General features: G+C 70.1%; 10 protein-coding genes and 1 tRNA gene. 6 read left to right on the top strand and 5 right to left on the bottom strand.

The window, feature by feature from the left end; translation table 11 throughout:
• Window positions 1–83: 83 nt before the first annotated feature.
• A complete protein-coding gene (locus IWX63_RS01570) occupies window positions 84–1580 on the bottom strand; it encodes a phosphotransferase (protein WP_199276385.1) in 1497 nt (498 codons plus the stop codon).
• A 162-nt stretch (window positions 1581–1742) separates the two neighbouring features.
• Between IWX63_RS01570 and nudC the strand changes: the two genes are divergently transcribed.
• The 3 genes from nudC to IWX63_RS01555 are packed head-to-tail and all read left to right on the top strand — an operon-like array spanning window position 1743 to window position 5366.
• A complete protein-coding gene (gene nudC / locus IWX63_RS01565) occupies window positions 1743–2699 on the top strand; it encodes an NAD(+) diphosphatase (protein ID WP_199276384.1) in 957 nt (318 codons plus the stop codon).
• The gene (locus IWX63_RS01560; RefSeq protein ID WP_199276383.1) at window positions 2651–4804 is read left to right on the top strand and encodes an ATP-dependent DNA helicase UvrD2; all 2154 of its coding nucleotides are present in this window, start codon (window positions 2651–2653) and stop codon (window positions 4802–4804) included. Before nudC ends, IWX63_RS01560 begins: the two co-directional genes overlap by 49 nt.
• Window positions 4791–5366 carry a M48 metallopeptidase family protein gene (locus IWX63_RS01555; protein WP_334685538.1) on the top strand — a complete coding sequence of 192 codons (576 nt, stop codon included), beginning with the start codon at window positions 4791–4793 and terminating at the stop codon, window positions 5364–5366. Before IWX63_RS01560 ends, IWX63_RS01555 begins: the two co-directional genes overlap by 14 nt.
• Window positions 5367–5447: 81 nt before the next feature.
• Here IWX63_RS01555 and IWX63_RS01550 read toward each other — a convergent pair whose 3' ends face one another.
• Window positions 5448–6953 (bottom strand): zinc-dependent metalloprotease, encoded by a 1506-nt coding sequence (locus IWX63_RS01550; protein ID WP_199276521.1) that lies wholly within the window; start codon window positions 6951–6953, stop codon window positions 5448–5450.
• A gap of 356 nt (window positions 6954–7309) precedes the next feature.
• Between IWX63_RS01550 and IWX63_RS01545 the strand changes: the two genes are divergently transcribed.
• From IWX63_RS01545 to IWX63_RS01535, 3 genes are all read left to right on the top strand, one after another.
• Complete coding sequence (locus tag IWX63_RS01545) at window positions 7310–8404, top strand: YlbL family protein (protein ID WP_334685537.1); 1095 nt, start codon at window positions 7310–7312, stop codon at window positions 8402–8404.
• A 324-nt stretch (window positions 8405–8728) separates the two neighbouring features.
• The gene (locus tag IWX63_RS01540) at window positions 8729–11671 is read left to right on the top strand and encodes a UPF0182 family membrane protein (RefSeq protein WP_199276519.1); all 2943 of its coding nucleotides are present in this window, start codon (window positions 8729–8731) and stop codon (window positions 11669–11671) included.
• A 67-nt stretch (window positions 11672–11738) separates the two neighbouring features.
• Window positions 11739–11812, top strand: a tRNA-Met gene (locus IWX63_RS01535).
• 113 nt (window positions 11813–11925) lie between these two features.
• Here IWX63_RS01535 and IWX63_RS01530 read toward each other — a convergent pair.
• The 3 genes from IWX63_RS01530 to IWX63_RS01520 form a co-directional block, all read right to left on the bottom strand.
• Entirely contained in the window at window positions 11926–12303 is a 378-nt protein-coding gene (locus tag IWX63_RS01530; protein ID WP_334685536.1) for a DUF1622 domain-containing protein, read from the bottom strand.
• Entirely contained in the window at window positions 12296–13702 is a 1407-nt protein-coding gene (locus IWX63_RS01525; protein WP_199276381.1) for a hypothetical protein, read from the bottom strand. The genes IWX63_RS01530 and IWX63_RS01525 overlap by 8 nt, the downstream gene beginning before the upstream one ends.
• Window positions 13703–13929: 227 nt before the next feature.
• A complete protein-coding gene (locus IWX63_RS01520) occupies window positions 13930–14367 on the bottom strand; it encodes a DUF7144 family membrane protein (RefSeq protein WP_199276380.1) in 438 nt (145 codons plus the stop codon).
• Window positions 14368–14724 lie beyond the last annotated feature (357 nt).

Below are 14724 nucleotides of genomic sequence, written 5' to 3'. Positions count from 1 at the left end.
GCCGTCGCCCGCACCCGTGCGCGGCTCCCGTGTCCCGCGTCAGGGCGGTGGGATGGCAGCGGCCGGCGGGCAGGCCGGAGGGGTCAGCGGCGGATCTGGACGATCGGCAGGGCGGAGGTTGCGACGTCGTCCGGGGACCCGGCCCCGGGCTCGCTGCCTTTCAGGAGGGTGACCTTCGAGGAGGTCGTGGCAGGCCGCGGGCGGCCCGCCGTGAGCCGTGCGTGCGCCAGCGAGGATCCCGACGGCCCGTGGTCGTGGCGCCGGTCGTCGTCGTCCGTCGGCGCCGGACGGCGGTGCGCCCGGTTCGCCGCCGCCTTCGGATCGACAACGTGGCTACCGGTCCGCTCGGGACCCGCGGCAGCGTCTCCGCCCGGCCCCCCGGAATGACCCGGGGACCGGCCGTGGGCGGTGGTGGCGGCGTGGGGCTCCCCGTCCACCGCGCCGCCCGAACCGTCGGGTCCGGCATCCTGCACGTCATCCGCGTCACCGGCATCGACGGTCCCCACGCCGGTGGTCGGGGGGAGCGCTGCGTCGCCGGTGCTCGGTTCCCCGCCATGGGGTGCATCGTGGTCGCCCGACGAGGGATGGACGCCGTCCGCATCCGTGCCCTGGTCGTCACCCCATTCAACGCGCTGCTCGTGCTCGTGCCGGGCTCGTTCCGCCGCTTCGTGCTGTTCGCGTTCGATCGACTCCACGTCCGCTTCGAGCGTGGCGAGCATGTCCTCCGCCTCGTCGATCATGACGGCGTCGTCGAGGGCCACCCCCCGGACCAGCCACTGTGCCAGGGCGAATTCCGCGGCAAGCGCCGCCCGCCGGGACAGGTGGGGGTCGACGGTGGTGGCCCTCGCGGCCGCATAGGCCGCGTACACGGCGTCGACGAAAGCGGTGTCCTCGGCCGCGGCGAGCCACGCGAAATCCTCGGCGGGGTCGCCGACGCACAGGTCGGTCCAGCCGGTGACGGCCGAGACGCGACCGGCGGCGACGAGGAGATGGTCCTCATGGAGGTCGCCGTGGACCACGGTGGGACTGAACCGCCACAGGGCGACGTCCTCGAGCGCGTGCTCCCAGCGGCGCAGCAGGATGGAGGGGATCTTCCCGGTGGTGGCGGCCTGGTCCAGCTCGTTCAGCTTGCGCTGACGGTACTCCTCGGCCTCGTACCCGGGCAGGTCGGCGCGCTGCACCATCTCAGCGGGCAGTGCGTGGATCGCGGCGATCACGCGGCCGAGTTCCTGCGCCATCATGGGCCCGCCGGCGGTGAGGCCGTCGAGCGGGCGGGTGGTGCCGGCCAGGTGCGAGTACACGAACGTGCTGAGCTCGCCCTGGCGGACGCTGCCGGCCATGTGCGGGATGAGGAACGGCAGCTCGGCCTTGATGGCGGGGGTGAAGGCGCGCAAGGCCTGCAGTTCGGTCTCGAGGCGCATGCTCGCCTCCGCGTGCCGGGGCGACCGGACCCTCCACTGCTTCCCCGCATCATCGACGAGCAGGGCGGAGTCGAAGTCCGCGGCGTCGTCGGGGGCGCCGGCCACGCCGGTCGGAGCGAGGCCAGGTACTGCGGCGCTGGCAATGGCTGCAAGTTCCATGGGTGTCCGTTTCACAAGATCAACCGTAGGGCGTTCCGGCTCCGGCCGCTCGCAGCAACGCGGCGAGTCGCCGGATGCACCACTCGTGTAGGGCTCCGCACTACTCCTCCACCAGGGTTCCGGTGAATGGGTTTTGGGAGTGCAAGAACGTACCGTAGAACCATGACCGATCCACTCCGGACCCTCGTGCTCCCTCCCCTCGGATCGCTGCCACTCTCGCGTGCCGCCACGGACCGGGACGGCGACGCCCGGACCGGCGAGCACTTCCTCGACGACCTGTGGGCATCCGGGGATACGCGGGTGCTGCCGATCACCCGCGGCAAGGCGCCGGTCGTCGAAGGCTCCCTCCGCCTCCTCGCTCCCGCGGACCTGGTCCGCCCGGACGTGATCGTCTACCTCGGCCGCGTCGACGAGGGATCCGCCGACGCCGGACGCCGGGTGGTCCTGGCGGTCCTCGATGAGGTGGACGCCGCCGTCGCACCGCTTGGGCAGTGGGTCGGCCTGCGTGAGATCGCGGCGTCGCTCGACGCCCGCGACACCGGCCTCTTCGTGGCCGGGGCGGCGATCGCCAACTGGCACGCGACCCACACCCACTGCCCGCGCTGCGGCGCCGGCACGGTTCTGAGCCACGCCGGCTGGGTACGCCGATGCCCGCGGGACGGGTCGGAGCACTACCCGCGCACCGATCCCGCCATCATCGTCTCCATCATCGACGACGACGACCGGATCCTGCTCGGCTCCGCCGTCGCCTGGCCCGAGGACCGCTATTCGACGCTCGCCGGCTTCGTCGAACCCGGCGAGTCCCTCGAGGCCGCCGTCATCCGTGAGGTCGGCGAGGAATCCGGGATCGAGGTCCGGTCCCCGGAGTACCTGGGCTCGCAGCCCTGGCCGTTCCCGGCGTCCCTGATGCTCGGCTTCACCGCGCGGGCCGTGAACACCGACGCCGTGCCCGACCGCGAGGAGATGCGGTCGCTGCGGTGGTTCACGCGGGAGCAGCTCTTCGCCGACGTGCGCGACGAGAAGATCGTCGTGGCGGGCGGCGTGTCCATCGCCCGGGCCATGATCGAGCGATGGTACGGCGGGCCGCTGGACGAGGAGCCGTCGGAGGCGCGTCCCTAGTGTCAGGACTACTGCTCGAGGACAGCATCCTCGAGGGACTCGACGACGAACAGCGGACGGTGGCCAGCACCCTGTCGGGGCCGCTATGCGTGCTCGCGGGAGCCGGCACGGGCAAGACCCGTGCCATCACGCACCGCATCGCGTACGGCGTGCATACCGGGGTCTACAAACCGCAGCAGGTCCTCGCCGTGACCTTCACCGCGCGGGCCGCGGCGGAGATGCGCACCCGCCTGCGCGATCTCGGTGCCGGCGGGGTCCAGGCGCGGACCTTCCACGCGGCGGCGCTCCGCCAGCTGCAGTACTTCTGGCCGCAGGCCGTCGGCGGCCCCCTGCCCGCGCTCGTGGACCACAAGGCCCAGCTGATTGCGGAGTCGGCCCGCCGCCTGCGCCTGTCGACCGACCGCGCCGCGATCCGCGACGTCGCTGCGGAGATCGAGTGGGCCAAGGTCTCGATGCTCACCCCTGACGCCTACACGGCGGCCGCCGCGGGCCGGGCGGAACCGGCGGGCATGGACCTCATCACAGTGTCCCGGATCTTCTCGGCGTACGAGGATCTGAAGATCGACCGCAACCTCATCGACTTCGAGGACGTCCTGCTGACGACGGTGGCCATCCTCGAGGAGGACGAGAAGGTGGCGGCGACGGTGCGGGCGCAGTACCGCCAGTTCGTGGTGGACGAATACCAGGACGTCTCCCCGCTCCAGCAGCGCCTGCTCGATCTGTGGCTGGGCGAGCGTCGTGATCTGTGCGTCGTGGGGGACGCCAGCCAGACCATCTACTCCTTCACCGGTGCCACCTCACGCCACCTCCTCGACTTCACCAAGCGCTACGAGGGCGCACAGGTGGTCAGGCTGGTCCGCGACTACCGGTCCACGCCCCAGGTGGTGCGCGCCGCCAATACGCTGCTCGCCGCGCGGGGTACCGAGGTGGACCGGCGCGCCGGCGACACGACCTGGTCGGCTCCGCTCGAACTCGTCGCGCAACGCCCCGCCGGCCCCGAGCCGGTCTACACGGAGTGCACCGACGACGACGCCGAGGCGGCGGAATGTGCCCGTCGCATCGGCATCCTGCTGGGCGAGGGCGTCAAGGCCAGCGAGATCGCCATCCTCTACCGCACGAACGGGCAGTCGGAAGCCTACGAGCAGGCGCTGGCGAGCGCCGGCATCGGGTACCAGCTGCGGGGCGGCGAGCGGTTCTTCCAGCGGCGCGAGGTCCGCGACGGGCTGCTCCAGCTCCGGGCCGCGGCGCGCACCCAGGGCGACGCCGACGTCCCGCAGCAGGTACGCGACGTCCTCGCGTCCCTCGGGTACACCTCCGTCGCCCCGCAGAACTCGGGCGCCGTCCGCGAGAAGTGGGAATCGCTGGCCGCCCTCGTAGGGCTGGCCGACGAGCTCAGCAGGGTCCGCGGCGAAGCCTTCACCCTTCAGACGTTCGTCGCCGAACTCGAGGAACGGTCCGCCGCGCAGCATGCGCCGACCGTCCAGGGCGTCACCCTCGCCTCGCTCCATTCGGCGAAGGGCCTCGAGTGGGATGCCGTCTTCCTCGTCGGGTTGAGCGAGGGGCTCATGCCGATCTCGTTCGCCGACACCCAGGAGGGCGTCGACGAGGAACGGCGACTGCTGTACGTGGGTATCACGCGCGCCCGGATCCACCTGGCGATGTCCTGGTCCACGTCGCGGTCCCCGGGCGGACGCGCCACCCGGAAGCCGTCGCGCTTCCTCGATGCCCTGCGCCCGGCGACAGCCGGCCAGGCGTCGTTCCGCCAGCCCCGGGCGAAGGCCACCCGCAAATCGTCGGGGCCGGCCGTGTGCCGGGTGTGCAAACGGCCCCTCCTCACGGGCTCTGAACGCAAGATCGGTCGCTGCAGCGAATGCCCGGCCACCTACGAGGAGGAGACATTCGAGGCGCTCCGCGCCTGGCGGCTCGCTGAGGCGCGGGAGAAGGAGGTGCCCGCCTTCGTGGTGTTCACGGATGCCACGCTCGTGGCCATCGCCGAGGCGCGGCCGCAGACCCTTGACGAACTCGGCGACCTCGCCGGTGTCGGCTCCGCGAAACTCGAGCGGTATGGCGAGGCGGTCCTGGAGATCATCAGTGACAACGCCTGACACCGGCGGGCCGTCGCACCCCGCGCGGCTCCCGGTCGAGGTCAGGCGGTCGGCGCGGCGGAAGCGCACGGTGAGCGCCGACATCCGCGACGGGGTCCTGCGGGTCTCGATCCCTGGTCATTTCTCACCGGGCCAGGAGCGCCAGTGGGTGGAGCGCATGGTGGAGCGGATGTCCGCGAAGTACCTCGCGCGGCCCGTCGTCGATGAGGGTGGCGCCGCTCCGGCCCTGCACCGCAGGGCCCGGTCCCTGGCGCAGCAGTACCTCGGCGGCAGGGGAGTGCCCGCAACGATCGGCTGGGTCACGAACCAGAACACGCGGTGGGCCTCCGCCACCCCGGCCCACCGCTCCATCCGCCTCTCGCACAGGCTGCAGGGCATGCCGGAGTGGGTCGTCGACTACGTGATTCTGCACGAGATGGCGCACCTCATCGAGCCCTCGCACAGCCCGGCGTTCTGGGAGCTGCTGGACGCCTACCCGAGCACCGGCACCGCCAAGGCATACCTCGACGGCGCCGCCTTCGCCGCACACCGGAACCTCACGGGAGCACCGGAGGAGTTCTAGGAGCGAGGGTCACCCGAGGGCTCGGACGGGGCGGACCCCTCGATCAGCGCGTGGAGTGGCCCCCGGATGCATCCGGCGGGGTCAGCGCGGGGCGTCGCCGTCCGGACCGGACCCGTCACCCTGCGGTTCGTCACCGGACCCGTCACCGGAGGGATCAGCCGGCGCGCCGTCGTCGGAACCCGCGGAGGGAGTCCCCGGATCCCCGGCAGCCGCAGCATCCTTCCCGCCGCCGGTGCCGTCTGTGACACCGGTGCCGTCAGTGCCGTCAGTGCCGGCCTGGCCCGCAGCGTCGCCGTCCTGCTGCTCGAAGCCCCCGGAGAGGAGCCGCTGGAGGGCGGCATCGACATCGGCGTCGGAGGACTCGAGGAGCCGACGGCGCCCGGCGAAGCCGGCGGGATCGTCCAGGTCCTCGGCGGTCGGCAGCAGATCGGGGTGCTGCCACAGGGCGTCGCGACTCTCGATGCCGCGCTCCTCGGTGAGCAGGGCCCACAGGGCTGCGGCGTCGCGCAGCCTGCGCGGCCTCAGTTCCAGTCCGACCAGCGAGGCGAAGGCATGCTCGGCCGGACCGCCGGTCGCGCGACGCCGCCGGAGCATCTCCCGCAGGGCGCCCGCCGACGGCAGGTTCGCCGCTGCGGCGGCGGTCATCTCGTCGACCCAGCCCTCCACGAGGGCGAGGGTGGTCTCGAGCCGCACGAGGGCGGCGTCCTGTTCGGGTGTCCTCTCGGGCATGAACACTCCCTGCGACAGGGCACCCTGGAGGCTTTCGGGGTTGGTGGGGTCGATATCGCGGGCGGCTTCCTCGATCTTGCCCATGTCGATGTGGATGCCGCGGGCGTAGCGCTCGATGCTGCCGAGGAGGTGGCCCGTGAGCCAGGGGATGTGCGTGAAGAGCCTGACGTGGGCCGCCTCGCGCACCGCGAGGAACAGCTGGACCTCCTGCTCGGGTATGTCGAGTCCCGCGCCGAACGCGGCGACGTTGGCAGGGAGGAGTGCCATCCGTCCATCGGCGAGGGGGACCCCGATGTCCGTGGAGCCCACGACATCCTTCGACAGCGCACCCACGGCCTGCCCCAGCTGCATCCCGAACATCGCGCCGCCCACATTCTGGAGCATCGAGGCGGGACCGCCCATCATGCCCATCATCGACTTCATCTCGTCGGGAAGCTGCCCGGTGATGGCGTCGGAGAGGGCCTTCGCGATGCTCGTCGCCACGGGCTCGGTGAGCCGCCGCCAGGTCGCCATGGTGGCCTCGACCCATTCGGCTCGGGACCACGCGCGGCCGAGCTGTCCGGTGCTCGGGAACTCGGTCACGGGATCGAGCCACATCTCGGCGAGTTTCAGTGCCTCGTCGACGCTCCGGCGCTGGAGGGAGGTGACCGAAGGATCGTTGTCCGACGCCGCGACCCGCCGTGCCTGGTCGTGGGCCATCTGCCAGTTCACCGGTCCCTCACTCGGCGCGGAGAACATCGCCTGGACCTGCTGCATCATCATCGCCATCGCGGCAGGATCGGCGGGGAGCCCGGCCGCCTTCGCGATCTCCTGGGGATCGAAGCCTCCGGACGCGCCGCCGAACATCTTCGCCAGCATCTCGGAGAGCGGGTCCTGGGGTGTGTCGTCGTCGTTCGAGGGGTTGGATGGGTTGGTCACTGATACCACCGGTCCTGGGAGTAGCTCGGGGATCCGGGCAGGAGGGGGGGTCCCGCTCCCGCCGGCTGTGGAAGACACGCTACCGGCCCGGCATTGCCGCTGTCCCGCGTGCCTTCGGTCGTTCGCTGAGGGCAAAGCCGGCCCGGGGCCCGGCCGCGGTTCGCGACCACCGCTGAGGCCGGGCGGCGAACGCCCGGCATCTTCCCGGATCGACGTCGGCAGGAGCGTCTACTCTAGGTAAGCCGGGAGGCGCTGATCGCGCCATCGCACGGCACGCGCCTACAGAGAGAAGCACAGTGACGCAGCCTGTCCACTTCGAGACGTACAGCCCCGAGGAGCCCGCCCGGCCGAGGGACCCGCGATTCCGTGCCATGGCCGTATCGGGGAGCCTCGCCGTCGTGCTGTGCGGGGCCGCCGTGCTCCTGCCGTCTCCGTACATCATCGAATCGCCCGGGCCCACCTTCAACACCATCGGGGAGGTCGACGGCCAGGCGCTCATCCAGGTGGACGGCAGGGAGAGCTTCCCACCCGAGGGCGAACTCGATCTCACCACCGTCCTCGTCAGCGGCGGGCCCAACGGCCAGGTGAACGTCCTCGACACCTTCCGGGCCTGGGCGAATCCGAACGAGAACGTCCTGCCGGAGCAGCTGGTGTATCCGGAGGGCACGACGTCCTCCGACGTCCAGGAGCGGAACGCCGTCGCCATGACGTCGTCCCAGGAGTCGGCGATCGCCGCCGCACTGTCCCACGAGGGGATCGAGTACACCGAGGAGCTGTCCGTCGCGGGGCTCGCGGATGATTCCGCATCGGAGGGCATCCTGCAGGTGGGGGACGTCCTGCGTACCGTCGACGGCCGCGAGATCGACACCATCGAGACCCTGCGCGGTGTGCTGGCCGAGGCGGGTGGCGCTGCCGCCACCCTGGGGATCGTCCGGGACGGTGCGGAGACCGAGGTCTCGGTCACGCCGAAGGAATCGGCCGAGGGGGAGTACCAGCTGGGCATCCTGCTCGCCTCGACGTTCGACTTCCCCTTCGATGTGACGATCCAGCTCGACAACGTGGGCGGTCCCTCGGCCGGCACCATGTTCGCCCTCGGGATCATCGACACCCTGACGGAGGGCGATCTCACGGGAGGCAGGCACTTCGCCGGCACCGGCACGATCGACTCCACCGGCGTCGTCGGCCCGATCGGCGGGATCGCCCAGAAGCTCGTCGGAGCCCGCTCCGGCGGGGCGGACTTCTTCCTGGCGCCCGCCGAGAACTGCGACGAGGTGATCGGCAACATCCCGGACGGACTGACGGTGGTCAGGGTCGAGACGCTCGACGACGCCGTCGACGCCATCGAGACGCTGGGCGCCGGCGGTGACGCGTCCGAAGTACCCGCCTGCTGACCGGCACGCGCATGGCACGGAGCCGATCGACAGCAGGGAAGACACGGTTCGGTGAAGATCACCGCCCCCTCGACCAGGGGCGGGAACCTAATTGGTCCGGCCAAGCGTGAACAGGGCAGAATGAAAATCACGAAGGGCGTGACTGCACGTTCCCCTGTGTCCGAGCCCGGACCGGGGAGCGATACGGAACACCGGTCGGCGTGACCCGCAGCAGCTAACGATGAGGTAGATGTGACATCCGGACCAGACCGTCCGTTCGGCAGTAGCCCGAGCCCAGCACGTGGAACGACCAGCAGGCGACGCAGTCCGCTGATACCGACGATCATCGTCGTGGCGGTGATCGTCATCGCCTTCGTCTACCTGTCGCAGGTCTACGCGGACGTGCTCTGGTACAACCAGCTCGGCTTCCTCGAAGTCTTCGTGACCGAGAACCTGACGCGCATCGTCCTCTTCGTCGTCGCGTTCCTCCTCATGGCGGCGGCGGTGTACTTCAGTCTGCGCATCGCGTTCCGCAACAGGCCGATCTACGCGCCGGACAGCGCCATCCAGGACAACCTGAACCGGTACCAGGCGCAGCTCGAACCGATCCGCCGCCTGCTGATGCTCGGTATCCCCGTGGTCCTCGGCGCCTTCGCGGGCACGGCCGCATCCTCGCAGTGGCAGCAGGTCCTGCTGTTCCTCAACCAGGAGCCGTTCAACCGCCAGGACCCGGAATTCGGCCTGGACTACGCCTTCTACATGTTCACGCTGCCGTTCCTGAACTTCGTGGTCGGATTCCTGATCAGCGTGGTCATCATCAGCGCCATCGCGACGATCCTCACCCACTACCTCTACGGCGGCATCCGCCTCGAGGAGAAGGGCCTGTTCACGACCAAGGCCGCCCGGGTGCAGATCGCCGTCGTCGCAGCCCTCTTCCTGGTGCTGCAGGGCATCAACTACTGGCTCGACCGGTACGACACCCTGCTGAACCAGGGCACGTGGGCCGGCGCGCTCTACACGGACGTCAACGCCGTCATCCCCACCAAGGCCATCCTCGCGGTGGCCGCGATCATCGTCGCCGTCCTTTTCGTCGCCTCGGCGTTCATCGGTCGCTGGCGGCTGCCGCTGATCGGCACCGCGATGCTCATCATCACCGCGCTGCTCGCCGGCGGCGTGTACCCGGCGGTCGTGCAGCGCTTCCAGGTGCGGCCCTCGGAGCTCAGCCTCGAGGGGCAGTACATCGAGCGGAACATCCAGCTCACGCGCGAGGCCTATGGACTGGACCAGGTGGAGGTGGAGGCCTATGCGCCGGAGTCGATCCCGACCGCAGGCGCGCTGAACGAGGACGGCGAGACCACCGCGAACATCCGCCTGCTCGACCCGAACCTCGTCTCGGATGCCTTCAGCCAGCTCCAGCAGTTCCGCCAGTACTACCAGTTCCCCGAGACCCTCAACGTCGACCGGTACGAGATCGACGGCGAGGTCCAGGACACGGTGATCGCCGTGCGCGAGCTGGATATCAACGGTGTGCCCGACGGCTGGGTCAACGAGCATGTCTTCTACACCCACGGGTACGGCGTGGTCGCGGCAGCCGGTTCGACCGTGGAGCCCGACGGCCGCCCGTCCTTCCTGCAGTCCGGTATCCCGTCGACCGGTGTGCTGGGCGACGAGTCCACGTACGAGCCGCGCATCTACTTCGGCGAGGAATCCCCCGAGTACTCGGTCGTCGGTGCACCGGAGGGCCAGGCCCCTGCCGAGATCGACCGGCCGCAGAACGAGAACTCCGACGCCGAATCCCGGACGACCTTCGACGGCGACGGCGGGCCGAATGTCGGCAACATGTTCAACCGCCTCGTCTACGCCCTGAAGTTCCAGTCCACGGACCTGCTGCTGTCCAACCAGGTCAACAGCGACTCGCAGATCCTCTACGACCGCGAGCCCGTGGACCGCGTCCGCAAGGTCGCCCCGTACCTGACGCTCGACGGCAACAGCTACCCCGCGATCGTCGACGGCCGCGTGAAGTGGATCATCGACGGATACACCACCAGCGCCAGTTTCCCCTACTCGATGCAGCAGGAACTCGAGCAGGCGACGCAGGATGCGCAGACCGCCGAGGGCCTGGCCACCGCGCTGCCCGCGGAGCGCGTCAACTACATCCGGAACGCCGTGAAGGCTACCGTGGACGCCTACGACGGCTCCGTCACCCTGTACGCGTGGGACGACCAGGACCCGGTCCTGAAGTCGTGGCAGAACGTCTACCCCTCCTCGCTGAAGCCCTACAGCGATATGTCGGCGGACCTGATGGCCCACGTGCGCTACCCCGAGGACCTGTTCAAGGTGCAGCGCGAGCTCCTGGCGCGCTACCACGTCACCGACACCGACGCCTTCTACAACAACAGCGAGGCGTGGAGCGTGCCGGCGGACCCGGGTGCGGCGTCGGACAGCACGACGACGGCGTCCACGCCGCGTCAGCCGCCGTTCTACCTCACCCTCCAGATGCCCAACCAGGAGCAGGCGGCGTTCTCCCTGACGACGCCCTACATCCCCTATGTGCCGGTGGGCCAGACGCCGAGGAACGTGCTGTACGGCTTCCTCGCCGCCAACGGCGATGCCGGCACGGGCGAGGCGGGCGTCAAGAACGAGAACTACGGCCGGCTGACCCTGCTCGACAGCTCAGGCCAGGATTCCGTGGTCGGTCCTGGTCAGGCCCAGAACCTCTTCAACTCGGACACGACCGTGTCGCAGGAGCTCAACCTGCTCCGGCAGGGTGCGTCAGAGGTCATCAACGGCAACCTGCTGACCCTGCCGATCGGCGGTGGGATCGCTTACGTGCAGCCCGTCTACGTCCAGTCCTCGGGCAGTTCGTCCTTCCCGGTCCTGCGGCGGGTCCTCGTGAGCTTCGGAGAGACCGTCGGGTTCGCGCCGACCCTCGCCGAGGCATTGGACCAGGTGTTCGGCGGCAATTCGGGCGCCACGACCGGTGACCAGGAGAATGTCGGCGAGACCCCGGCTGACCCGGCGGCGCCACCGGCGGAGGGGGACGGGGCAGCGACCCCGACGCCCACGCCGACACCGTCCGAAGGCGGCACCCCGGGTGGTGCGACCGGTGACCCGGCCGCCGATCTGCGAGCAGCGCTCGCTGACGCGAACGAGGCCATCCAGGATGGCAACGCCGCCCTCGAGGCGGGCGACTTCGCAGCCTACGGTGAGGCGCAGGACCGCCTGCAGCAGTCCATCCAGCGGGCGCTCGACGCCGAGGAGCGGGCCGCCGCTGCGGGCGGTCAGTAGCCCGATCGCCCCGGGCAGCCGCTCGATTTGCTTCTCCACCCCGCGGCCGGTAACGTTAGTTACACGCCGCGGGGTGGAGCAGTTCGGTAGCTCGCTGGGCTCATAACCCAGAGGTCACAGGTTCAAATCCTGTCCCCGCAACGGAAGAGAAGTCCGGTCCACCATCTGGTGGGCCGGACTTCTTGTTTGTCCGGGCTACGACGGCCGTTCCGGGGGCGACCCCCAGGGATCCGGGGGTCCGGCCGCGACGGCGATCATGCTTCGTGCCCGTCCTGGGACCGCACGGCCGCGACGCGCCATTTCGCCCAGGGCCACATGCCGTCGATCTCCACCTCGAGCGAGAAGCTGAGCGCTATCCGGATCGCGACGATGCCGCCGAGGACCGCCACGCTCTGCGGGGTCTGGTCGACGAGGATCGTGCGGATGATGTCGGCGACGATGAGCACCTCCAGCCCGAGGAGGATCGCGCGGCCCACGTTCCGGCGTAACCGCTCGTACGCCTTGCCCCGGTCCTCCGGTCGCCGCATCGACGGCACCGCGGCCACGAGGGCGAATCCGGCGCCGACGATCATGATCAGCGCGCCGACAGTCTCGATGACGAGCACCCAGACGCCGACGATCTCCTCAAACACGCTGGGTATCCCTTGCCGGCAGGGTCCCTTCGACGACGGGCCCGCCGTCGATGCGCTCCCCATCGGTGCGCGCGTCGCTCTCCACGGCCGGCGGACGCTGCAGCAGTTCGAGCAACAGGATGGCGATCAGCGCTCCGACCGCGGTCCAGAGGGTCACCCCCGGCGTCAGCGGTCTTACGAACAGCACGATCGCCCCACCGATGGCCGCGATCGCGATCCGGATGTAGCGGCGGGCGCGGTAGAGGAATGCGCCGAACCGGCCGGTGGTCGCCCCGTTGCCCTCCGCGGCCGTGCGCATCCGTCCGGCCGCGTCGACCGTCAGTCGGCGCACCGCCACGGCGCCGCGGAACGGCCCCGCGAAGTAAGCGACGACGGCGGTGGTCACTGCCGCCACCCCGACGGCGAGGGCCGTCGAGTAGAGCAGGGGCACGAGCGTGTCGTAGATCGCCTCGGCCGCGCCCGACGGCATGTACTGCGGGGAGAGCGCAGAGACCATGGCGATGCGCCCGATGGCCACACCCAGGGCGAGGAACGCCATGGCGACTGCCAGGCCGACACCGGCCCAGATCAGGGCCCTCGCCTTCCTCCTTGCGACGAGGACCCCCGCGGCCAGCAGGGCGATGCTCACCCAGGGGAGCACGAAGCCGAGCACGTCGATTGCCTGGTAGGCCGTGCGCGCCTGGGCGAGGTCGTCGGACTGGGCGACGACGACCGTACGGTCGATCGCGGGGATGCGGTCGGCCAGCGCGAATCCCTGCGCCGTCAGCTGCTCCTTGACCGCGGCGATGATCGGTCCGAGTTGTATCCCCACCTCACCCGTGTCGCTGATCACGACGGCGCCGGAGGTGTCGCCGCTGATGGCGGAGGTCAGCCCGCTGTGGCTGCTCCGCAGCGCCTGGTCCCACACCTGTTCGAAGCCGTCGGAGGCGATGAGCTGCTCGGTCGTCGAGCGGATCAGCGACTGCGCTCCTTCCACGGCGGGCTGTTCGAGCAGCTGGAGCGCGTCGGCAGCCCTCGGCGGGAGGTCGAGGGTAGCGATTCCGTCGAACAGGTCGGAGGTGATCGTCTCGATGTCGACGCTCTCGTAGACGGCCGCGGTGATCTCGTCGACCAGGTAGGACTGGAAGGCCGGGTCGTCGAGGACCGGCGCCACGGTGGCGACGAACTGGTCGGTGTTGGTGACTTCGGCCTTCGTCCATGCCGCGACGACGGCGAGCGGGGCGAGGAGTACCCCGAGCGCGATCAGCACGACGGCGAGGAACGCGCGTCCACGTCCGGTCCGGCGCCGGGGTGCGGGCGGTGGCGCCTCGAGCGGATCGGTCCGGAGCTGCGACTGCAGCCGGGCGACCTCCGCCGACAGCCGGGCGATTTCCTGGTCGCGGGTCTCGGTGACATCCATCTGCACTGCGCCTCTCGAGTCGGAGGATGGCGTGGGAGCACGCCTCGGATTCGCGCCGGCACGGTCGGGCCGTGCGGGTTATCCCCTGGTACTGCCCTTCCGTCGGGGACCACCGGGGAGGCCCGGGAGCGGGCAGGGTGGGGAGGGGTCCACCGGTCCGTGGAGGTCGGCACGGCGGATCCCCTCCCGTTCCACGAGGTCCCTGAGCGTGAAGGCCACCCGGCCGGTCACTCGGCGACGATGTCGCGGCCGTGGAGGACGGCCGCCCAGATGACGAAGACGTCCAGTGCGATGACGGTCAGGCTCCACAGCGGGTAGTAGGGCATCCACACGAAACTCACCGCCATGCTGATACAGGCGACGATGACGGCGACCGTCCTGGCCCACACGGCACCGCGGAACAGGGCAGCACCGGCGAACGCCACGACGAGTCCGAGGATGAGATGGACCCAGCCCCACGTGGTGATGTCGAACGCGAGGACGTACTCGGGCAACACGACGTAGAACGTGTCGTTGAGGAGCGCAACGATGCCCTGGAAGGCGTGGAAGACGCCGATCATGATCATCAGGGTGCCCGCGAGGACGGTCACGCCGATGGCCCCCACGCTGGGCTGGGATGAGGATCGGTCGAAGTTGGTGGTCGAGGTCCTGCTGTCGTTCGACATGATGACTACTCCTTTGTCAGGCCCCCGTGGGGACGCATCGGCTATCGGTCGTGCCCTTGCGGGTGGTCCGCCGTGACCCCGTCCGAGGCCGGGCCGCGCGGACCGTGCGTACAGCACGAGAATCCCGCAGGGAACCAGGGCACGCATCACCCCAAGATGATGAGCACCCGAAGTGTGGCGGGCGGGGCGTCACCGGCGTCGTGGCAGGTGACCGGGCCCGGGTCATCCTCGCCGGATGATGCCTCTCCCGACGGGATGTGCTTCGCGACCCACCCGGCGGTTCAGTGGCAGGGGAGGGGACACCCGCAGATCGAGGGATTCATCTCCGGGGTCACGGGTTCGACCCCCGACCCCGCA

Source organism: Arthrobacter sp. CAN_A2 (assembly GCF_015752045.1).
Taxonomy (GTDB): domain Bacteria; phylum Actinomycetota; class Actinomycetes; order Actinomycetales; family Micrococcaceae; genus Arthrobacter_D.
This window is presented reverse-complemented; position numbering and strand designations above follow the sequence as displayed.

Excerpts from the sequence above, each read along its gene's own strand:
- IWX63_RS01525 (WP_199276381.1), bottom strand. The coding sequence starts at position 13,702 with ATGGATGTCACCGAGACCCGCGACCAGGAAATCGCCCGGCTGTCGGCG.
- nudC (WP_199276384.1), top strand. The coding sequence starts at position 1,743 with ATGACCGATCCACTCCGGACCCTCGTGCTCCCTCCCCTCGGATCGCTG.
- IWX63_RS01570 (WP_199276385.1), bottom strand. The coding sequence starts at position 1,580 with ATGGAACTTGCAGCCATTGCCAGCGCCGCAGTACCTGGCCTCGCTCCG.
- IWX63_RS01560 (WP_199276383.1), top strand. The coding sequence starts at position 2,651 with ATGGTACGGCGGGCCGCTGGACGAGGAGCCGTCGGAGGCGCGTCCCTA.
- IWX63_RS01520 (WP_199276380.1), bottom strand. The coding sequence starts at position 14,367 with ATGTCGAACGACAGCAGGACCTCGACCACCAACTTCGACCGATCCTCA.
- IWX63_RS01550 (WP_199276521.1), bottom strand. The coding sequence starts at position 6,953 with ATGCTGGCGAAGATGTTCGGCGGCGCGTCCGGAGGCTTCGATCCCCAG.